Genomic DNA, 20687 nt, shown 5'->3' with positions numbered 1-20687 from the left:
CGGCAAGGTCGACCGCACACTCGGCGAGGTGCAGACCGCCGTCGGCCAGGCGCAGAAGATCGCCGCCGAGGCGCAGCAGGAGCTGCTCACCGTGACCGACAGCGTGACCTCGGCCTACGTCTCGGGCTCGACGCTGATCGCCGAGGCCGCCGCGAAGATGAACGGCTCGATCGCCACCCTCGCCGCGGGCCTGCAGCAGGCGAACGTGGCCGTCGGCACGACCGTCGACGACCTGACCGCCGTGATCGAGTCCAACGCCACGGCTCTCGACGAGCTGCAGGCCGTGCTCGACGGCACAGAGCCCGGCTCGCCCGCCGCAGAGCGCCTGGGCGCTGCGATCGACGCGCTGAGAGAGCGCAACGCCGCCGACCAGCAGGTGCTGAGCCAGCTCGAGCAGCTCAACACCGACGTCTCGAACACCATCACCTCTGTCACGAAGGCGGCAGACAGCGTGAACGGCGCGGTCGGTCAGGCAGCCAGCTCGGCGACGGCCATCCGCGACGCGCTCACGCACAGCGTGCCGCAGCTGAACCGCGCGATGTCGCAGCTCTCGTCGAGCGCTGACGCCTTCTCGTCGGCGCTCGGCGCGCAGCGCACCCAGGTCGAGCAGGCGCGGAGCCTGCTCGACGGCCTCAGGACCCAGCTCGCCGGCACCTCCGACGCGCTCACCGCTCTCGACGGCGACCTCGCCGCGGCGGAGGGTGGGCTCGGCACCGTGCGCACCGACGTGCTCGCCCTCGGCTCGGCCGAGATCTGGAACAAGCTCAGCACCATCACCGGGCTCGAACCCGATGCGATCGCCCGGTTCATGGCCTCGCCGGTCGAGGTGGACACGAACGTGATGTTCCCGACGGCCGCCTACGGCTCGGCGATGGCCGCGCTCTTCACCAACCTCTCGCTCTGGATCGGCGCGTTCGTGCTCATGGTGATCATGCGCGTCGAGGTCGACACCGAGGGCGTCGAGGGCATCACCGTGCGACAGGCGTACATCGGCCGCTGGCTCCTGTTCGCGACGATCGTGATCTTCCAGGCCGCGCTGGTCACCATCGGCAACCTCGTGATCGGCGTGCAGACGGCGAATGCGCTCGCATATGTCGGCACAGGCATACTCATCGGACTGGCGTACCTCAGCATCATCTACGCACTGTCGGTGTGCTTCGGGATCGTCGGCAAGGGCCTGTGCATCCTGCTGGTGATCTTCCAGATCCCCGGCGCCTCAGGTCTGTATCCGATCGAGATGATGCCCGACTTCTTCCGCGGGCTGTACCCGTTCCTTCCGTTCACGTACGGCATCGACGCGATGCGCGAGACGATCAGCGGCTTCTACGGCCTGCACTGGTGGCGCTTCATGGGCGCGCTGTCGATCTTCGTCGCCCTGGCCTGGATCCTCGGGATCTTCCTGCGTGGCCGCCTGAGCAACTTCGCCCTGCTCTTCAACCGCCGTCTCGCCGAGAGCCAGCTCATGGTCAGCGAGGAGGTGCAGGTCACAGGTCGCCGTCGCACCCCGGAGATCATCCGCGCCCTCACGGACGGCGACGGCTTCCGCGCTGACGTCGCCGGGCGGGCGCAGCGCTTCGGCGAGCACTATCCCACGCGGCTGCGCCTGACGCTGCTCATCGGCGCCGCCGGTCTCGTGGTGCTCGCGCTGTGCGGCTGGCTGATCCCGGATGCCAAGGCGGTCGTGCTGGGCCTCGCCGCCCTCTGGTGCCTGCTGCTCATCGGCTTCGTCGTCACGCTGGAGTACATCAGGCAGAGCATCGAGCAGGCCGCCGAGATCGGCGCGATGCCGGATGCGGAGCTGCGCCGTGCCCTGTCGATGGATGACTCTGCGAAGGGCAAGGTGCTCACGGATGGCGATGGGACCGCGCCCGTGGGGGCCGCGACCTCGGCGTCGGCCGCGGCAGCCGGTGTCTCCGCCACCGATCCGGACGACGCCACCGATCCGGACGACGCCACCGATCCGGGCGACGCCGCCGATCCGGACGACGCCGCCGATCCGGACGACGCTGCCGTCGCCTTCGACGAGCTGTTCGCGCACGAGGAGGCGCCGCCGGAAACCGGGGACCCGGCGCAGAAGACCCTGCCTCCGAGGCGGTGGACGCCGCTCCCAGGCATCCGGAACCCGAACCGGAGCCGACTACCGCCACCGACACGCCGCACGAGAAGGAGGGCGACAAGTGAGCCACGTCATCGCCGTCATGCGCCACGATATCCGCCGCGCGACCAGCAGCGTCATGGCCATCATCGTGCTGTTCGGGCTCGTCGTCATCCCATCGCTGTTCACCTGGTTCAACGTCATCGCCAGCTGGAACCCGTTCGACAACGCCCGCAACCTGACCGTGGCCGTCGCGAACACGGACGACGGATATCAGAGCGATCTCGTGCCGATCCGGCTCAACGTCGGCGAGCAGGTCGTGTCGGCGCTGCGCGCCAACGACGATCTGAACTGGGTCATCACCACCGAAGAGGACGCTGTCGACGGCACCCGCTCGGGCGAGTACTACGCCGCGATCGTGCTTCCGCCGACCTTCAGCGCCGACATGATGACCTTCTACACGAGTGGCGCCGACCGAACGCGCATCGACTACTACCTCAACGAGAAGAAGAACGCCCTCGCGCCGAAGGTCACCGACCGGGGCGCGAGCGAGGTGTCGACGAGCATCAACGAGGTGTTCACCGAGACTCTCGGCGAGGCGGGCATGAACATCCTCACCTCTCTCTCCGACTACCTCGACGACGCCGACACCCAGGCCGCGCTGTCGAAACTGCAGGCGCGTGTCGACTCGGTCGCGGCTCAGCTGCGCGCAGGGGCGTCGACCGCAGACATGTTCGGCTCGCTGATCGCGTCGAGCAGGCCGCTGGTCGACAGCGCCTCGGGTCTCATCACCGGATCCGGCGACGCTCTGCGAGACGCAGGAGGGGCGCTCGGCGGCGGGAAGGACGCGGCCGCGTCACTGAAGAAGGTGCTCTCGTCGTCGACCTCTGCGCTCGGCGACGCCCTGGCCCAGACCTCCGCCGGCTACCAGGGCGTGTCAGACAGCATCGACGAGGTCTACGCCGCGATGGACTCGCAGTCGGCGAGCGCCGCCGGCACCATCGGCTCCCTCGCCGACCGGGTGCAGGTGCAGATCGACCAGCAGCAGGAATTGCGCGACGGACTCGTGAACGATGTGCGTCCGCAGCTGCCCGAGAGCCTGCTCGACGCCTTCGATGCCTCGGTGTCGCGCATCGACGCCGCCATCGCCCGTCAGCAGGCGCTGCAGGATCGCCTGGACGAGGCCGCCTCCCAGGTGATGGATTCGAGCGAGTCGAGCCAGGCGACCCGCGACGAGATCAAGAAGCTCACCGCTCAGGCGAAGGCCGCCGTCGACGATGCGCGGATCTCTTACACCGACGGTCTGCAGCCTAAGCTCGACGCGCTCGCGTCGACGCTCTCGAGCATCGGCGGCGGAATCGACTCGATCTCAGGCGACCTGACATCGGCCGCGAACTCGCTCACCGGCTCGTCGTCGACCGGTTCGGCCCTGGCGGATGCCCAGAAGCTGACCACCGGCATCTCGGATTCGCTCACCGACACCGCCGACCGCTTCGCGCAGCTCAGCGCGGCGCTGACCACCGCGATCGACACGGGCGATCTCAGTGAGCTGACCGACGTGATCGGCGCAGACCCGCGAGCGCTCGCGATGCACCTCGCCGAGCCGGTCGAGCTGACCCGCATACCGGTGTACTCGGTCGTGAGCTTCGGCGCCGCCATGACGCCGCTCTACACCGTGCTCGCCCTCTGGGTCGGAGCGCTGCTCACCTCGGTCGCGATCCGCGTCGACCCGCCCCGGGACGGATCAACCGGACTTCCCGACCTCTCCCCCGCCGAGACCTATCTCGGACGGTTCGGTATCTTCGCGCTCGTCGCCTTCCTGCAGAGCACGCTCGTCAGTCTCGGCAGCGTGCTGTTCACGCAGGTGCAGCCGGAGCATCCGTTCCTGCTCATCCTCGCCGGATGGGTGAGCTCGCTGGTGTTCACTCTGATCATCTACACGCTGGTGGTGACCTTCGGCAACGCCGGGAAGGCACTTGCGGTGCTGCTGCTGGTGATGCAGATCTCCAGCTCCGGCGGCGCCTACCCTCTGCAGGTGCTTCCGCAATGGTTCCAGAACGTCAGTCCGTTCCTGCCTGCCACTCATGCTGTGAGCGCGATGCGCTCCGCCATCGCGGGCATCTACCAGAACGACTACTGGGTCTCGCTGGGCTGGTTGGCTGCATTCGCCGTGCCCGCGCTTCTGCTCGGTCTGGTGCTGCGTCTGCCGCTCATAGGCTTCAACCGGAAGCTGCTGCGCGCTCTGGAATCCACCAAGCTCATGTGAGCACTCCGCACGACGCACACGCATTCGGATAGGCTTCCAACGCGCGTCCCCGAAGCGCGCCCGGGGTTCGGCAGGTTCGAATCCCGCGATCGACCCTGAAAGCTGTGCGATGACGACTGAACCCGCCGAGCCCGCCCCCCGTCATCTCGGTGCGAAGATCGGGAGGATCGCGTTCCTCGTCGTCGCCGCCCTCCTCGTCGTCGCGGTCGCCGCCGCGTTCTTCGTGGTCTGGACGATCCAGCGCTCCTTCCCGCAGACCGCCGGCGAGCTGCAGGTCGACGGGCTGCAGTCCGAGGTCGTCGTGCAGCGCGACGCGCTCGGCGTGCCCACCATCACGGCCGACTCCTCGCACGACCTGTTCTACGCGCAGGGCTACGTGCACGCGCAGGACCGCTTCTTCGAGATGGACTTCCGCCGCCACGTCACCAGCGGGCGCGTCGCCGAGATGTTCGGGGAGTCGCAGGCCGGTACCGACATGTTCCTGCGCACCCTCGGCTGGCGCGACGTCGCCGAGCAGGAGGTCGAGGCCCTCGACGACACGACCCGCGCCTATTACCAGGCGTACGCGGACGGTGTGAACGCCTACCTCGCCGAGCACGACGGCGCCGAGGCATCCCTTGAATATGCCGTCCTCGGCATACAGAACCCCGAGTACGAGATCGAGCCGTGGGAGCCCGCCGACTCCGTCGCATGGTTGAAGGCGATGGCCTGGGACCTCCGCACCAACATCGAGGACGAGACCGAGCGGGCGCTGCTCGTCGCCGAGACAGGAGATCCCGAGGCACCGGCCGACAGCATGGCGATGCTCGAACAGCTTTATCCGTCGTATCCGTTCGATGAGAACCCGGTCATCGTGCCGAAGATCTCGACCGTCCCCGAGGTCGGATCGGGCACGGATGCCGATGCTGCTTCCTACGACGACGGAGGCGACGACGCGGGTGGCCAGAGCGCCATCACCACCGTCGAATGGCAGCAGGCCGACAACGTCATCGAAGCGGCCGGCATGCTCCTCGGTGATGCCGGTGAGGGGATCGGCTCGAACTCGTGGGTCGTATCGGGTGCACTGACCGCGACGGGGATGCCGCTGCTCGCCAACGACCCGCACCTCGGCGCAGCCGTGCCCAGCGTCTGGTATCAGGTGCAGCTGCGGTGCTCGACCGTCAGTGACGAGTGCCCGTTCGACGTCAGCGGATTCTCATTCTCGGGCCTGCCCGGCATCGTGATCGGCCACAACGAGCAGGTCGCCTGGGGCTTCACGAACCTGACCACCGACGTCGCCGATCTGTATGTCGAGAAGATCGACGGCGACCAGTACTGGCGCGACGGTGAGCTGGTGCCGCTCGATGTGCGCGAAGAGACCGTGAAGGTCGCGGGCGGCGACGACATCCCACTGACGATCCGCTCGACCGTGCACGGTCCGATCGTGTCGGGCCTCACCGACGACTTCACCTCGGTCGCCGACGGCCTCGTCGCAGCCGACGGGTCGGGCCTCAGCCAGGGCGAGACGGATGCCGCGAGCGGCATGAGCGGTGAGTACGCCGTGAGCCTGCGCTGGACGGCACTCGACGCCGGGACGACGGCACAAGCGCTGTTCGCGCTGAACACCGCGAAGGACTTCGACGGCTTCCGCCATGCGGCGTCCCTGTTCGACGTCCCGGCGCAGAACCTGATCTATGCCGACGTCGAGGGCAACATCGGGTACCAGGCGCCGGGGCGTCTGCCGATCCGCGGTGCCGGCGACGGCTGGCTACCGCAGCCGGGCTGGGACAGCTCGTATGACTGGACGGGGTTCATCCCGTTCGAGGAGCTGCCCGTGTCGTACAACCCGAGTTCGGGATACATCGTCACGGCGAACAATGCGATCGTCACCGACGACTACGACCACTTCCTCTCCCGGGACTGGGACTACGGGTACCGGGCCGCGCGCATCGCCCACCTCATCGAGCGCAAGGCGGCCGCAGCTCCCCTCACGAGCGCGGACATGCGCGCGATCCAGAACGACAACGAGATGTGGATCGGCAAGAAGCTCGCCACCGTCATGGGCGACGTCGCCGTCGACGGCGCCGGCCCGCAGGAGGCGGTCGACCTGCTGCGCACCTGGGATGCGCAGAACAACGCCGATTCGGCGGCGGCCGCCTATGCGAATGTGCTCTGGTCGCACCTCGTGACGAACCTGTTCGCCGAGCGCGAGGAGCCGCTGCCCATCGGCGGTCAGGGCCGCCTGTTCACCGTCGTCGACGGCATGCTCGACGACCCGTCCGATCCGCTCTGGTCCAACGACGCGATCGGCGCGAGCGGCATGGACGAGATGCTCGCGCTGTCGGCCGAGGAGGCCTACGACGAGCTGGTCGCCCTGCAGGGCGACGTCACCTCGCGGTGGAACTGGGGGAGCCTGCACGCCATCACCCTGCGCAGCGACACCCTGGGCTCCTCGGGCATCGCGCCGATCGAGGCGCTGTTCAACCGCGGCCCCTACCCCGTCGGCGGAGGCGCGTCGGTGGTCAACGCGACGGGATGGGACATCGGCCAGTCGTACGAGACGACGACCGTGCCGTCGATGCGCATGGTCATCGATCTGTCCGACTTCGATGCCTCGTCGTGGAATCATCTGACCGGAGCATCCGGGCACGCGTTCCACGCGCACTACACGGATCAGACCGAGAACTGGTCGCGCGGCCTCCAGACGGTGTGGGCCTACACGCCGGATGCCGTCGACGAGGCGACCGTCGACACGCTGGTGCTGGCGCCGAAGGGCTGATCAGCCCTCGTCGTCGACGACCTCGATCGGGGTGATCACCGCGATCGCCTCGGTCACCGGAGTCTCGACGGTGTCGACGTCGCCGGCCTGACCGGTGTGCCGTGCGACGGCTTCGGCGAACTGGCGTTCGAGAGCCGTGAAGGCCTCGAACGCGTCACCGGCGGCGAGCGCGTCGAGCAGCTGACGATAGGTCTCCGAGATCGAGCGGCGGGCGGTGTAGCCGTCGCCGTCGCCGCTGAGTCCGGCGATGCGGGTCTCGATGACGAGAGTCGACATGTACAGCCCGAGACGGTCGCTGCCCGCCACGTCGACGAGCAGCCGGTGGAATTCGAGGTCGGCGTCGCTGATGGCGAGCGCATCCGTACCCTGGCTCACCTCGACGAGCGCCGCGTAGGCGGCTTCGAGCCGGTCCAGGACGGACTCGGCGCCGGCCTTGATGATGAGCCTGGCCGCCTGAGCCTCGATGGCGAGGCGTGCGTCATAGACATCGGCGACGCGCTCGGGCCCGATCTCGCTGACCCTCATGCCGCGACCGGGGGATGCCGTCAGCAGCCGCTCCTGCACCAGCCGCTGCATCGACTCGCGCAGGGGACTGCGGCTCACTCCGAGCTGGGACGCCATCTCGACCTCGCCGATCGGGCTGCCCACAGGGAGGGCACCGGAGAAGATGGCGCTGCGGAGCTCTGCGGTGATCAGGTCGACCGTCGACGGGCGCGGCACGCGGACCATCGGCGTCGCAGCACGCGGAGGCTGTACGGCCATCGGCATCCTTCCCGTTCTCGGTGCGCCGCTTATCGTGCACGACGCCAGACAACCATTGTCCACGACGACGCCGTCCGATGCCTGACCGCGCTGGATTATGCTCGAACGGTGCCAGAACGTCTGCTTGCTCCCGAAGGCACCCCTGCATCCGTCGTCGAGTTCGAGCACGGCGGCGCGACCCTGATCGCCGAGGATTTCGGCAGCGGCCCCAGACCCTACGTGCTGATCCACGGCATCGGCATGGGACGCAGCGTCTACCTCGACTTCGTCGAGCGCCTGCCGGGCCGCATCATCGCCCTCGATCTGCCCGGTTTCGGCGAAGCACCGGAGCCGGCCAGGACGCTCACCATGGCACGGCACGCCGATCTCATCGCGGCGTTCCTGCGCAGCATCGATGTCTCCGACGCCGTCGTCATCGGCCACTCGATGGGCAGCCAGATCGGCGCGGAGCTCGCGTCGCGGCATTCATCCCTCGTCGACGGACTGGTGCTCGCCGGTCCCACCGTGAACAGTGCATCGCGCAGCGTCAGGGAGCAGGCGACGTACCTCATGCGCGATCTGGTCGGCGAGCGTCCGATCGTGCTGTGGCGCGGCGCGCGCGAGTATCTGCGCGGCGGACCGCACCTGATCAGGAAGATCCGCGCGACCGTGGTGCACGAGCCCGAGAAGGCGTACGCGAAGGTGAAGTGCCCCGTGCTCGTGCTGCGCGGCGAGCGCGACCCGCTCGCCCCTGTCGACTGGTGCCGCGAGATCGTCTCCCTCGTACCGGGGCGCGCCGAGCTGCGTGAGATCCCCGACCACGGGCACGGGACGCTGCTCAGCGACGCCGAGCTCGCCGCCGACCTGATCACGGAGTTCGCCGGGTCGCTGTGACGCGCGCCGGATCTTTCCCGCGCCGCGAAACGGGGTTTGCAGCATGAGACCCGTCTCACTGGCCCACGTCTCGTGCAGCAAACCCCGTTTCGCCAGCAGGCGCCGCGGGCGGGAGGCGCCGCGCAGGAGGCACCGCGGGCCTCAGCCCGCGGCGGGCGGGGTCTGTTTCGACTGAGCGAGCTCGTCGACGACGAGCGTGCGCTGCTCCTCGGTGCCGTTGCGATAGGCCTGCCGCCCGACGATGTGCGCCGACAGCGGGGCGGTCGCGAACTGCATCAGCACGATCGGCGCGACCAGCGCGAGGCCGAGCAGGATGCCTCCGACCGACCGCTGCGACAGCGCCACGGCCAGGCAGATCAGCAAGAGGCCGAGCACCTGCGGCTTGGTCGCCGCATGCAGCCGCGAGGGCACCGCGCGGAAGCGCAGCAGTCCGACCGCGGCCGACAAGCACAGCAGCGCGCCGAGCAGGATCAGCACGAGCACCGTCGTGTCGATCACGGCATCCGGGATCTCCAATCCGAGCACGTTCATGAGGTCGTGTTGTCCCTCCGTGCGACGTAGCGGGCGACCGCGATCGATCCGAAGACGCCGACCGCGGCGATGATCAGCAGCACGGGGATGCTGCGCGTATGGCCGCCTATCGCCATCTCCGCACCGATCACGCACATCACCTCGGTCAGCAGCACGTCCGACGCGACGGCGCGGTCGAGGATAGACGGGCCGCGGATGATGCGGACGACGGTCAGCACGGCGGCGATGCCGAAGATGACGATGATCGCGATCATGAGTCCGTTCATCGGGCGCCTCCCATCCGCTCGTCCTCTTTCAGCGCACGATACTGCGCCGGGCTTCCGAGCGCCCGCACGATCCGGCGCTCCCACTTCAGCACGCCCTGGCGCTGATGCTCGACGTCATCCATGTTCCGCACCCCGATGATGTGCAGGTAGAGGATGCCCCGGTCGCGATCGGCCTCGACGACGAGCGACCCGGGGATGAGCGACGAGGTCACCGACACGTGCGTCATGATGAGGTCGTCGGCATAGCGCAGCGGCACGCCGATGATCGCGGCCCCCGGCTGACGGCGGAAGTCGAACACCTGGATCGTCACGGCCACGGCACCGCGGACGATCGCCCCCAGGAACTGCACGGCGAACAGCGCCGCGTACCAGAGGTTGACCCGCCCCGACAGCTCGATGGTCGGCAGCCGGAACACTCGGGTGACGAAGATCGCGACGACGAGGCCGGTGACGAACGAGAGCACGGTGAACTGGTTCCATACGAGCATCCACAGCACGATGAGCCAGGCGAGGAACGGCAGCTGCAGCGCGACGTCGCGCAGCACGCTCCGCGAGGATTCGGGCCTCATGGGTTCACCTCCTCCTCGAGCTGGACGAGGTTGACCGGCTGCAGCAGCGATTCGCCGATGCTCGTGCACAGGGCGTAGAGAGGACCCGCGAACACGGTCAGGGCGATCGTGACGCCGACCATGCCGCCGGTCGCGATCGTCATGATCTTCGGGATGCGCCGCCGCTCCTGCTGCTCGTCGGCGGCGGGTGCACCGGCGAGGTACGCGGTGCGCGCCTCGGTCTCGGTCGAGTCCTCCTCCTCGCGCCAGAACGCGAGGTTCCACGCGCGCATGAGCGCGTAGAGGGTCAGGAGAGAGGTCAGGATGCCGCCGAAGATCAGCACGATCATGATCGGCGTGCCGACGGATGCCGCGGCCTCGAACAGCGCGAACTTGCCGATGAAGCCGGAGAACGGCGGAATGCCGCCGAGGTTGATCGCCGGGATGAAGTACAGCACCGCCAGGACCGGCGCGACCTTCATCAGCCCCTTGACGCGCAGGATCGACGTGCTGCCGGCTCTGCGCTCGATGAGTCCGACGGCGAGGAACAGCGTCGTCTGCACGATGATGTGGTGCACGATGTAGTACACCGTCGCGCCGATCGCCTCGGGCGTCGCGATCGCGAGGCCGAAGATCATGTAGCCGACGTGGCTGACGAGCGTGAACGAGAGGATCCTCTTGAGCTCGGCCTGCGCGACGGCGCCGAGCACGCCGACGATCATGGTCGCCAGCGCGATGATCATCAGCAGCATATTGATGTCGTTGCTCGCGAACAGCTGCGTCTCGGTGCGGATCAGCGCGTAGACGCCGACCTTGGTCAGCAGCCCGGCGAAGACCGCCGTCACCGGTGCGGGCGCGGTCGGGTAGGAGTCCGGCAACCAGAACGACACGGGGAATATGGCGGCCTTGATGCCGAACGCCGCGACGAGCAGCAGGTGCAGAACGAGCTGGGTGTCCTGCGGCAGCTCGCTCATCCTCTCGGCGATCTGCGCCATGTTCACCGTGCCCAGCGCGCCGTAGATCACCGCGATCGCGGCGAGGAACAGGATCGACGACACGAGTGAGACGACGATGTACACGGCGCCGGTGCGGATGCGCGACTCGGTGCTGCCCAGCGTGATGAGCACGTACGAGGCGACGAGCAGGATCTCGAATCCGACGTAGAGGTTGAACAGGTCGCCGGCGATGAAGGCGTTGAAGATGCCGGCGGCGAGGATCAGGTACGAGGGGTTGAAGATCGAGATCGGGGTCTCGTCGGTGCCGTCGGCGGCGCCCTGTCCGATCGAGAACAGGAGGACCGCGACGAGGACGATGCTCGAGATCATCACGAGGAGGGCGGCGAGCCGGTCGACGTAGAGGACGATGCCGAACGGCACCGGCCACCCGCCGACGGAGACGGCGAGCGGGGTGCCCTGATCGACGACGACGAGCAGGACCGCGGCGATGATCGCGACCGCTGCAAGGGTGGCCACGGTGACGAACACCTGCAGGCGCGGGCTGCGCCCGAAGACGAGCGTGATGGCGGCGCCGAGAAGCGGAAGGGCGACGAGCAGGGGGACGAGCGCGCTCATGGGCGGTCCCCCTCGTCGTTCTCATCGGCTGCCGTCGCCGACGGCGAGTCCGTCGAAGCATCCGGAGCCCACGCCCGGTCGACCGGGGCGTCGTCGTGGATCGACGGGTGGTCGCGCATGTGCAGGACGGTGATCGGCGCCGTCTGCACGCCGACGAAGTCGGTCGTGGCGTCGTCGTCGCCGGCGTCGTCCTCGTCATCCAGGACGTCTTCGTCGGCATCCGTGCGCTCGCGCAGGGCGATATCGGCGTCGTCGTCCTCGACCGTGTCGGCCTGGCCGAGCTGCCACGACCGATAGATGAGCGCGAGCAGGAACGCCGTCACCGCGAACGTGATGACGATCGCGGTCAGAGTCAGCGCCTGAGGCAGCGGATCGCTGAGGTCGCTGTAGCCGAAGAACGGCGCGTTGCCCGGTACCCCCATGACGATGAGCAGCAGCAGGTTCGTGGCGTTGCCGAGGAGCATGAAGCCGATGAGCACGCGGGTGAGGCTGCGCTCGAGCATCGCGTAGACGCCGGCGGCGAACAGCACGGCCATGACGATGATCAGGGTCAGCGAGACATCCATCAGCTCGTCACCGCCCGCTCGCGCATCTGCTGGGCCTGCCGGTCGACCTCGGCGCCGAGGCTGCGCAGCACATCGAGCACGAGGCCGATGACGACGAGGTAGACGCCGACGTCGAAGATCGTCGAGGTCACGAACTCCATGTGGCCGATCCCGGGGATCTCCCATTCCCAGAACGTGCTGGTCAGCGGCGCGAGCCCGAAGAACAGGGGTACGACGGCGGTGCCGACCGCCAGGATGAGACCGGCGCCCAGCAGGCGCCCGGCATCCGCGGGGGCTGCGGCACCGAGCTCCCAGCGTCCACCGGCGATGTAGCGCATCACGAGCGCCATGCCTGCGACGAGGCCACCCGCGAATCCGCCACCCGGCTGGTTGTGCCCGGCGAAGAGCAGGTAGATCGACACGACGATGATCGTGTGGAACAGGATCCGCACGATCACCTCGAGCAGGATCGAGCGGTTCTCGGGCTTCATCTGCTGCCCGCCCACGAGCCAGGCGCGCGGGCTGCTGCGGTTCTCGGCGGTCTGGAAGCGGACGCCCTCGGTGGTTTCGACCAGCGGCGCGATGCGGGCTTTCCGGCGGACGCGCTTGGGCAGGGCCGGACGCTGCGCGAGCATGTCGGCGCGGTGGGTGACGAAGACGAGGGATGCGACGCCGGTCGCGGCGAGCACGAGCACGGACAGCTCACCCATGGTGTCCCATCCGCGCAGGTCGACGAGGGCGACGTTGACGACGTTCTTGCCGTGACCGAGTTCGTACGCGAGTTCGGGGAATGTGATCGAGATCGGGTCGGCGATGCGGGACTGCGTGGCGACGATGACGACGAACGCCATCGTCAGCCCGGTACCGATCGCGAGGAGGGCACGCGGGATGCGCGAGACCGAGGCGTTGTGCTCACCCATGCGCGCCGGCAGCCGCCTCAGCACGAGCGCGAAGGTCACCATCGTCACGGTCTCGACGAGGATCTGCGTGAGGGCGAGGTCGGGAGCGCCGCTGGTGGCGAACAGCGCGACCATGCCGAGGCCGGTGACCGAAACCAGCACGACGCCGGTGTAGCGCTTGCGCGCCTGCACCGCGAACACTGCCGCGATCGCCATGATCGGCGCCACGGCGATCTGGGTCGGCGTGTGCCAGGCCGAGAGGTTCAGCCGGTCGACGTCGCTGGCGAGCAGCGCGGTGACCTCGGCGGCGACGACCACCACGAAGATCGTGCCGACGTAGACCGGCAGCGAGCCGCGCTGGGTGAGCGTGGTCGTGACCACCGAGAGGCGGTCGACCCCGCGCATAACGAACGCGTACGCGTCGGCGGCGGTGAAGGGCAGCAGCCGTCGCCGGCGGTCCCACCGGGTGCGGACGGCGAGCAGGAAGAGGCCTGTGCCGACGAGAATCGACAGGATCGAGATGCCGAGCGCCGGCTCGAACCCGTGCCACAGCGCGAGGTGGCCGGGGCCCTCGGTCGCGGCACCCTCGGCGTCGAGGCCGGGCAGGGCCGTGACGGCGTAGGGATGCAGGGCGATGTCGATGGCCGGGGCGGCGAGGCCCGCGGCGAGGGTGACACCGGCGAGGATGATCGGCGCGGACAGGAAGCCCACGGGCGGGTCGGGCCAGACGGTGTCCGGCATCCGCTCGCCCTGCTCGTCGCGCTTGCGCCAGAACGCCCCCCACAGGAACCGGATGCCGTATGCCGTGGTCAGCATGGATCCGAGGATGACGCCGATCAGCGCGACCAGACCCCACACCGATCCGCCCATCGCGTCATCGAGCAGGGATGTCAGCGCGGACTCCTTGGCGACGAACCCGATGGTCGGCGGGATGCCTGCCATGGATGCCACCGAGATGAATGCCGCGACGGCCATGACCGGCGCCTGGCGTCCCACGCCCGACAGCTCTGTGATGTCACGGGTGGAGAGCTGACGGTCGATGATGCCGACGATGAGGAACAGCGCCGACTTGAACAGGGCGTGGCCGATCACCAGGGCGAGGCCGGCGAGCGCCGTCGCCTGCGTTCCGTACCCGGTCATGATGGTGAAGAAGCCGAGCTGGCTCACCGTGCCGAAGGCCAGGACGCGCTTGAGGTCGGTCTCGCGCAGCGCCTGGATGCCGCCGAGCAGCATCGTGAACACTCCCAGTGAGATGACGATCGGACGCCACGGCTCGGAGAGCGCGAACGCGGGGGCGAAGCGCGCGATGAGATAGATGCCCGCCTTCACCATGGCGGCGGCGTGCAGATAGGCGCTGACCGGGGTGGGCGCTGCCATGGCGCCCGGCAGCCAGAAATGGAACGGGAAGATCGCCGACTTGCTGATGGCTCCGATCAGAAGCATGACGATAGCGGCATCCACCACCGGCCCCGAGGGCGCGAGCTCGAGGATCGCGGCGATGCTCGTGGTGCCGGCATCCACCGCGAGGAGCACGACGCCGACGAACATGACCAGACCGCCGAGGGTCGTGACCAGCAGAGCTTGCAGGGCCGCACGACGGCTGGCCGCGCGGCGCCGGTAGTGCCCGATGAGCAGGTACGAGAGGATGCTCGTGACCTCCCAGAACATCACGAGCATGATGATGTCGTCGGTGAGGACGAGGCCGTACATGGCGCCGGCGAAGCCGAGCAGGACGCCTGCGAACTGGCCGAGTTCGGTGGTGTCGTCGAAGAAGTACCAGCGGCAGTACAGCAGCACGAGCGCGCCGACGCCGCTGACGATCAGGGTGAGGATCCACCCGAGCACATCCATGTGCATCGAGAGGTTCAGTCCGAGCTGCGGGATCCACGTGACGGAGTCGAAGGGCGCCGGTTCGACATCCAGCACCTGCGGCGTCAGCATGAGCGCGTGGACGAATGCCGCTGCGGGAATGAGTGCAGCGACGGCGAATGCCTGCGCTCCCAGCCAGCGCACCAACGCGGGGAGGACGAGAGCCCCGACGAAGAACACAGCAAGGAGCACGATCATCGGCGGCTCCTCAATGGCTCGTCGGCCCCGAGGGGCGCAGGCGGGCGGGTTTTTCCCAGTTTACCCGCCGGGGCCGATGCATTCGCCCGGATCGTGAAGCTCGTGCGGGGAGATGGGAGAGTGGGAGCGTGCGCGGAGATCGGATCAGGGAGCTCGGCGGGTGGCTGGGCGCGCTGCTGCTCGCGACGGCGACGGCGGCCCAGGTCGCGTCGACCGAGCGTGCCGAGCTGCTGTTCCGAGACGGCGATTCGCTGGTCGTCGCGCTGCTGGTCAGGTCGATCACCGAGGGCCAGCCGTTCGACTGGGCGATGTCCAGCGTGCTGTTCATTCCCGAGACCCTCGCGTTCGGGATGCTGTGGATGCTCAGCCGTCCGTTCGATCCGGGCGTCGACATCGTGCTGGCCGCGGCGGGTGCGCTGAACCTCGTGGGCCTGTACGGCGGCATCCGCCTGGCGGCTGGACGCCGGCGAGACGGGGCCGCTCCGGTGGCCTGGTCCCTCGTGGCCCTGGCCGCATTCTGCCTGCTCGCGGCGACGGAGACGTCTTCCTCCCGGGATGCGCTGGAACTGGCCTCGCTGCAGCTGACGACGACCTACTACGCGGCGACGGCCGTGGCGGTCGTGGTGAGCGTGGGCATCGTCCGGCGAGCCTTCGATCGATCCGGCATCGGGCGATCGCTGCCCGTGTGGCTGGCGGCGGTCGCATCCGCATCGGTGCTGTCGAACCCGCTGTTCGTCGCATGGGCCACTGTGCCGCTCGCTGCGATTCTCGGCGTCGCAGCGGTCTATCCGACGTCACGGCGGAAAGCCGTGCTGCTGCTCGCCTGGCTGCTGGGCGGCACGGTCGTCGGACTCCTGGCGCGCATCCCCCTCTCGCTGTGGATCGCGAACAGCGGGACCGGGTATGCGCAACCCGGCCAGTGGCCCGAGTCCGCTCGCTACTACGGCGACCTGCTCGCTCAACGGCTGTCGAACCCGCTTGGCGTCACCGCCGCATTCCTCGTCGCGGCTCTGCTCGTGCTCGCGATCCGTCAAGCCCTGCGGGCCCAGGACGCCGGCGCCCGCGTGGTCGCCGCATCGGCGTTCGTGCTGCCGCTGCTCGTGACGATCGGGGCGATCGCCCTGGGCACGCATGCGACCCGTTACCTCGAGCCCGCCCTGTTCGCCCCCGTGCTTGCGCTGGTCGCATCTCCCCGGATCATGCGGGTGTCGCGACGGGCAGCGACTGTGCTGACGGCGACGGTCGCCAGCGTGCTCGTGGTCGGCGCCGCGCTCAGCGTGCCCCGCATCCTCGCCGCGGCGCAGCATCCGGATCCCGACCTCACCTGCGTCACCGACTGGGTGACGGAGTCGGGCCGGACGGGAGGAGGGCAGTTCTGGACCGCTCGCCTGCCGAAGCTGCACCTGGACGACCCGTCGCAACTCGTGCAGGTCGATCACCGGCTGAGTGCCTACGCGTGGCTGGTGAACCGCTCGGACTTCGCCGCCGGCGAGGTGACGTTCCTCATCGAGGACGCGCATAGCACGCCCTGGCAGCTGGGATCGAACGCGGTGCCGACCGACACGGTGTCGTGCGGTCGCTACACGATCCACGATTTCGCACCGGCGACCCTGCCGCTCGGACCACAGCACTTCTGACGGCGTTCGGGATCGCTGACCGACGTTCGGGACGGCGGAATCAGGGCCGCCGCGGTGCGGTCGTCGTCCCGGCCCGGAACAGGCACGTGAAGTGGAGCGATGCGGCCGGTTCTCCGCGCAGCATCCGGGCCACCTGCTCCCCTGCGGCTCTTCCCTTCTCGACGGCGGGCTGCACCATGGTCGTCAGCACGTGATCGCCGATGCCGTCGACGCGGACTCCGTCGAATCCGGCCACGCTGAGGTCCTGCGGCACGCGGAGTCCGAACTCTTCGGCAGCGCGGATGACGCCGACCGCGAGCAGGTCGCTCTGCGCGAGCACGGCGGTGGGTCGGGATGCCGGGTCGCCGAGCAGTGCGCGACCGGCGATGAGGCCCTCGTCGATCGAGCTGGTCGCGGCGGAGATCGCCGGTGCGTCGGGGTAGACGTCGCGCACGCCGCCCAGGCGATCGACGGTCACGTCCACGGTGGCCCTGGCAAGGCGATCCGGCGAGATGCCGCCGCGCTCTCGGCGGCTGTCGGTCGCAAGCGTCACGGCGACGACATCGGTGTGCCCGAGGTGCCGCACGTGCCGGGCGATCTCGGCGGCCGCCTCGCGGTTGTCGAGCGTGATGCGCGGGATCCCCTCCCCCGCATCACCCTCGATGACGACGACCGGCAGCCCGCGGCTGCGCAGCACGTCGAGCGACGAACGGGTGCGGGTGGAGCATCCGATGAGGACGGCGGCGTCGACCGGGGCCGTGGTCAGCGCCGACGCGCCGTCCTCGGTCGGGTCGTCGCGCAGCAGCAGGATGCCGGCGCCGAGCGAGGCGACCCCGTCGGCGAGGCCGTCCATCATGGGGATCGTCACGGGGTCGAGGAATGCCTCGCGCAGCTGTCCCTCCAGTACGACGGCGACGATGCCGCTGCGGCCGCGGCGGAGCGAGGCGGCCATCGGATCAGGGCCCGTGTAGCCGAGCGCGGTCGCGGCGGCGAGCACGCGATCGCGCGTGGCATCCGACACCTTGGTCTTGCCGCTGAAGACCACCGAGGCCGTCGACATCGACACCCCGGCCTCCTGGGCGACGTCCGACAGCGTCGCTCTGCGCGGTGCGATCTCAGCGGCCATGATCCGAGGATAGCCGCTCCCGGTTCCGGGCATCGAATCGATTCGATACACTCGAGGCATGGACCAGACGCTCACCGGGGCCCAGTACGTCCGCTGGCGCAATGCGATCTTCGCGATCTTCCTCGCCAGCGGCATGTCGATCGCGACGTGGGCGTCGCGCGTTCCCGACATCAAGCTCGCGCTCGACATTCACAACGCGCAGATCGGCCTGCTCCTGCTCGGCATGGGCGTCGCCTCGATCATCGGCATCTCGACGGGGCCGGCCGTCATGGCGCGCACCGGCGCGCGGCGCGGGATGCTGACCACAATGATCATGGTCGCGATCGGGCTCGCCCTCATCGGCCTCGGCACGACCGTTCTCGCATCGTTCCCGATCGTGATCGCCGGGCTCGTGCTCTTCGGCCTCGGCAACGGAGCCCTCGACGTCATGATGAACGTCGAGGCGACCGCGATCGAGCAGGAGGCCGGCAAGACGATCCTGCCCCTGTTCCACGCCTTCTTCAGCTTCGGCACCGTCATCGGCGCGGGCATCGGCTGGCTCGCGACGAACTTCCACGCCTCGGTCGTCATGCACGCGACTGCCGTCAGTGCGGCCATCGTCATCGCCGCATTCGTGTGCTTCGCGAACGTGCCATCGCGAGACGCGGTGCTCGACCCCCAGGAGCCCGGCGAGAAGCCGCACTGGCGTGAGCGCATGCACGTCGCCCTGTCGGCCTGGCGCGAGCCGCGCACCTACGCGCTCGGCGTCGTGATGCTCGGCATGTCGTTCGCCGAGGGCGGCGCCAACGACTGGCTGGCGCTCGGGACGGCCGAGGACCACGGCGGCGGGACGGCCATGGGCGCCGCCGCGCTCACCGTGTTCTCGGTCTGCATGACGGCCGTCCGGATCTTCGGCGGACCGCTCGTGGACCGCTTCGGACGCGTGCTCGTGCTCCGCGTGCTGTCGGTCGCTGCGGCCGGCGGCATCCTGCTGTTCATCCTCGCGCCGTCGCTGCCGCTCGTGTTCGTCGGCGCCGCGCTGTGGGGCATCGGCGCATCGCTCGGCTTCCCGCTCGGCATGTCCGCAGCGGCGGACGACCCGGCGAAGGCGGCTGCGCGCGTGAGCGCTGCGGCGACCATCGGCTACATCGCCTTCCTCGGGGGCCCGCCCGTGCTCGGCGTCATCAGCGAGCACATCGGACTGCTGAACACGCTGTTCATCCTCGTGGCGCTGGTCGTGCTCTCCGGCTTGTTCTCGGGTGCGGCCAAGCCCCTGAAGGAGACGGCGGCCGCCGCCGCGACGAAGTAGGCTCGTCGGGTGCGTCTCGTCATCGCCCGCTGCTCCGTGGACTACACGGGCCGCCTCAACGCTCATCTGCCCCTCGCCACCCGCCTGCTCGTGCACAAGGGGGACGGGTCGCTGCTGGTGCACTCCGACGGCGGCAGCTACAAGCCGTTGAACTGGATGAGCCCGCCGTGCACCCTCACGACCGAGGAGCCCGGTGAGGAGGAGGCGAGCGCCGGCGTCATCGACGTGTGGCGGGTGACCCACAAGAAGACCGGCGACGCGCTGCGCGTGCAGATCTACGAGGTGCTGCACGACTCGGCGCACGAGCTCGGCGTCGACCCCGGACTGCAGAAGGACGGCGTCGAGGCCGACCTGCAGCGCCTTCTCGCCGAGCAGGTCGAGCTCGTCGGCGAGGGCACCACCCTGGTGCGTCGCGAGTACCCGACCGCGATCGGGCCCGTGGATCTGATGGTCCGCGATGCTGACGGCCGGGCGATCGCCATCGAGGTCAAGCGCCGCGGCGACATCGACGGCGTCGAGCAGCTCACCCGCTACCTCGACCTGCTCGGCCGCGATCCGCACCTCTCCCCCATCACCGGCATCTTCGCCGCTCAGGAGATCAAGCCCCAGGCGCGCGTTCTCGCCGAGGACCGCGGCATCCGCTGCCTCGTGCTCGACTACGACGAGATGAAGGGCATCGAGTCGGGCATCCCCCGCCTGTTCTGAGACGTGCGGGGCGGCGGCGTCCGCGCCCATAGGCTGAATGCATGCCTCTCTCCCCCTTCTCCTGCGTGCTGTGGGACGTCGACGGCACGATCGCCGATGCGACGCCTGGAATCTTCCCGCGGCTCCGCGAGGTGTTCGCCCAGTTCGGGCTCCCCGAACCCGACCAGTCCGTCCTGCACCGGTGGGTGGGCCCGCCGATGTACGAGTCGTTCCAGGAGCTTGCGGGCCTGAGCCCCGAGAAGGCGTCCGAGGCGCTCACCGCGTACCGGGCGCTCGCCGCCCGCGACGGGTACGCGGCATCCGTCGACATCTACCCGGGCGTGCCCGATGTCATCCGCGCGGTCGCGGCCGCCGGCATCCCGCAATCCACGGCGAGCACGAAGCCCGAGAACCAGGTGCGCGCGATCCTCGAGCACAACGAGCTGCTCGAGCTGTTCACGGCCGTCTCGGGAGCGCGCGCCGGTGAGGTCGGCCGCAGCGACAGCAAGAAGGAGGTCATCGGCTGGGCGCTCGAGCGACTGGCGGCGGCCGGTGCCGACGTCACGCGTCCGGTGCTCATCGGCGACCGGCATCATGACGTCGAGGGCGCCGCGGAGTTCGGCATCCCCGTCATCTTCGACGAGTGGGGTTTCGGCGACCCGTCAGAGGGGGATGCCGCAGCCTTCCGCGTCGCCGACGTATCGGCGTTGCGGGCGATCCTCCTGCCGGAGCAGGCCTCCTGAAACACAGCACTCCCCGCCGAGGCACGCGGATGGCATGCTCCCGGACGAG

15 protein-coding genes and 1 pseudogene are annotated in these 20687 nt (G+C 69.0%); 8 read left to right on the top strand and 8 right to left on the bottom strand.

What is annotated here, in order from left to right; translation table 11 throughout:
• Positions 1 to 157: 157 nt before the first annotated feature.
• From HWX58_RS15435 to HWX58_RS11720, 3 genes and pseudogenes are all read left to right on the top strand, one after another.
• A pseudogene (locus HWX58_RS15435) lies at positions 158 to 1345 on the top strand (YhgE/Pip family protein); the annotation flags it as partial.
• A gap of 832 nt (positions 1346 to 2177) precedes the next feature.
• Entirely contained in the window at positions 2178 to 4361 is a 2184-nt protein-coding gene (locus HWX58_RS11725; RefSeq protein WP_250646206.1) for a YhgE/Pip domain-containing protein, read from the top strand.
• 109 nt (positions 4362 to 4470) lie between these two features.
• Positions 4471 to 7119: a penicillin acylase family protein gene (locus HWX58_RS11720; protein WP_175987944.1), complete on the top strand. Its 2649-nt coding sequence runs from the start codon at positions 4471 to 4473 to the stop codon at positions 7117 to 7119.
• On the opposite strand, the gene HWX58_RS11715 is transcribed toward HWX58_RS11720, so the two are convergent.
• The gene (locus HWX58_RS11715) at positions 7120 to 7881 is read right to left on the bottom strand and encodes a GntR family transcriptional regulator (RefSeq protein ID WP_175987942.1); all 762 of its coding nucleotides are present in this window, start codon (positions 7879 to 7881) and stop codon (positions 7120 to 7122) included. It abuts the gene before it with no gap.
• Positions 7882 to 7989: 108 nt separating this feature from the next.
• Between HWX58_RS11715 and HWX58_RS11710 the strand changes: the two genes are divergently transcribed.
• Complete coding sequence (locus HWX58_RS11710; protein ID WP_175987940.1) at positions 7990 to 8754, top strand: alpha/beta fold hydrolase; 765 nt, start codon at positions 7990 to 7992, stop codon at positions 8752 to 8754.
• Positions 8755 to 8895: 141 nt separating this feature from the next.
• Here the strand turns inward: HWX58_RS11710 and mnhG are convergent, their stop codons facing one another.
• Genes mnhG through HWX58_RS11680 form a run of 6 tightly spaced genes read right to left on the bottom strand, consistent with a single transcriptional unit; the run spans position 8896 to position 15181 of the window.
• The gene (gene mnhG / locus HWX58_RS11705) at positions 8896 to 9285 is read right to left on the bottom strand and encodes a monovalent cation/H(+) antiporter subunit G (RefSeq protein WP_175987938.1); all 390 of its coding nucleotides are present in this window, start codon (positions 9283 to 9285) and stop codon (positions 8896 to 8898) included.
• Complete coding sequence (locus tag HWX58_RS11700; protein WP_175987936.1) at positions 9282 to 9551, bottom strand: MrpF/PhaF family protein; 270 nt, start codon at positions 9549 to 9551, stop codon at positions 9282 to 9284. Before HWX58_RS11700 ends, mnhG begins: the two co-directional genes overlap by 4 nt.
• Complete coding sequence (locus HWX58_RS11695; RefSeq protein WP_175987934.1) at positions 9548 to 10120, bottom strand: Na+/H+ antiporter subunit E; 573 nt, start codon at positions 10118 to 10120, stop codon at positions 9548 to 9550. The genes HWX58_RS11700 and HWX58_RS11695 overlap by 4 nt, the downstream gene beginning before the upstream one ends.
• Positions 10117 to 11670 carry a Na+/H+ antiporter subunit D gene (locus tag HWX58_RS11690; protein WP_175987932.1) on the bottom strand — a complete coding sequence of 518 codons (1554 nt, stop codon included), beginning with the start codon at positions 11668 to 11670 and terminating at the stop codon, positions 10117 to 10119. Before HWX58_RS11690 ends, HWX58_RS11695 begins: the two co-directional genes overlap by 4 nt.
• Complete coding sequence (locus HWX58_RS11685; RefSeq protein WP_175987929.1) at positions 11667 to 12236, bottom strand: Na(+)/H(+) antiporter subunit C; 570 nt, start codon at positions 12234 to 12236, stop codon at positions 11667 to 11669. Before HWX58_RS11685 ends, HWX58_RS11690 begins: the two co-directional genes overlap by 4 nt.
• The gene (locus HWX58_RS11680) at positions 12236 to 15181 is read right to left on the bottom strand and encodes a Na+/H+ antiporter subunit A (protein WP_175987928.1); all 2946 of its coding nucleotides are present in this window, start codon (positions 15179 to 15181) and stop codon (positions 12236 to 12238) included. The genes HWX58_RS11685 and HWX58_RS11680 overlap by 1 nt, the downstream gene beginning before the upstream one ends.
• A 128-nt stretch (positions 15182 to 15309) precedes the next feature.
• Between HWX58_RS11680 and HWX58_RS11675 the strand changes: the two genes are divergently transcribed.
• Entirely contained in the window at positions 15310 to 16818 is a 1509-nt protein-coding gene (locus HWX58_RS11675; protein ID WP_175987926.1) for a hypothetical protein, read from the top strand.
• Between the two features lie 40 nt (positions 16819 to 16858).
• Here HWX58_RS11675 and HWX58_RS11670 read toward each other — a convergent pair whose 3' ends face one another.
• Positions 16859 to 17923 carry a LacI family DNA-binding transcriptional regulator gene (locus HWX58_RS11670; RefSeq protein WP_250646205.1) on the bottom strand — a complete coding sequence of 355 codons (1065 nt, stop codon included), beginning with the start codon at positions 17921 to 17923 and terminating at the stop codon, positions 16859 to 16861.
• A 58-nt stretch (positions 17924 to 17981) separates the two neighbouring features.
• Between HWX58_RS11670 and HWX58_RS11665 the strand changes: the two genes are divergently transcribed.
• The 3 genes from HWX58_RS11665 to HWX58_RS11655 are packed head-to-tail and all read left to right on the top strand — an operon-like array spanning position 17982 to position 20638.
• Entirely contained in the window at positions 17982 to 19211 is a 1230-nt protein-coding gene (locus tag HWX58_RS11665) for an MFS transporter (protein ID WP_175987924.1), read from the top strand.
• A 9-nt stretch (positions 19212 to 19220) separates the two neighbouring features.
• Entirely contained in the window at positions 19221 to 19916 is a 696-nt protein-coding gene (gene nucS, locus HWX58_RS11660) for an endonuclease NucS (RefSeq protein WP_175987922.1), read from the top strand.
• 41 nt (positions 19917 to 19957) lie between these two features.
• Positions 19958 to 20638 carry an HAD hydrolase-like protein gene (locus HWX58_RS11655; protein WP_175987920.1) on the top strand — a complete coding sequence of 227 codons (681 nt, stop codon included), beginning with the start codon at positions 19958 to 19960 and terminating at the stop codon, positions 20636 to 20638.
• Positions 20639 to 20687: the final 49 nt, after the last annotated feature.

Source organism: Microbacterium tenebrionis (assembly GCF_903645325.1).
Taxonomy (GTDB): domain Bacteria; phylum Actinomycetota; class Actinomycetes; order Actinomycetales; family Microbacteriaceae; genus Microbacterium; species Microbacterium tenebrionis.
Note: the sequence above shows the minus strand (reverse complement) of the source record. Positions and strands in the feature narration are given on the sequence as shown.

Bases quoted from the DNA above. Each gene is read 5' to 3' on its own strand.
- HWX58_RS11720 (WP_175987944.1), top strand. From the start codon at position 4,471: ATGACGACTGAACCCGCCGAGCCCGCCCCCCGTCATCTCGGTGCGAAG.
- HWX58_RS11715 (WP_175987942.1), bottom strand. From the start codon at position 7,881: ATGGCCGTACAGCCTCCGCGTGCTGCGACGCCGATGGTCCGCGTGCCG.
- mnhG (WP_175987938.1), bottom strand. From the start codon at position 9,285: ATGAACGTGCTCGGATTGGAGATCCCGGATGCCGTGATCGACACGACG.
- HWX58_RS11700 (WP_175987936.1), bottom strand. From the start codon at position 9,551: ATGAACGGACTCATGATCGCGATCATCGTCATCTTCGGCATCGCCGCC.
- HWX58_RS11695 (WP_175987934.1), bottom strand. From the start codon at position 10,120: ATGAGGCCCGAATCCTCGCGGAGCGTGCTGCGCGACGTCGCGCTGCAG.
- HWX58_RS11690 (WP_175987932.1), bottom strand. From the start codon at position 11,670: ATGAGCGCGCTCGTCCCCCTGCTCGTCGCCCTTCCGCTTCTCGGCGCC.
- HWX58_RS11685 (WP_175987929.1), bottom strand. From the start codon at position 12,236: ATGGATGTCTCGCTGACCCTGATCATCGTCATGGCCGTGCTGTTCGCC.
- HWX58_RS11680 (WP_175987928.1), bottom strand. From the start codon at position 15,181: ATGATCGTGCTCCTTGCTGTGTTCTTCGTCGGGGCTCTCGTCCTCCCC.
- HWX58_RS11670 (WP_250646205.1), bottom strand. From the start codon at position 17,923: ATGGCCGCTGAGATCGCACCGCGCAGAGCGACGCTGTCGGACGTCGCC.
- HWX58_RS11665 (WP_175987924.1), top strand. From the start codon at position 17,982: ATGGACCAGACGCTCACCGGGGCCCAGTACGTCCGCTGGCGCAATGCG.
- HWX58_RS11655 (WP_175987920.1), top strand. From the start codon at position 19,958: ATGCCTCTCTCCCCCTTCTCCTGCGTGCTGTGGGACGTCGACGGCACG.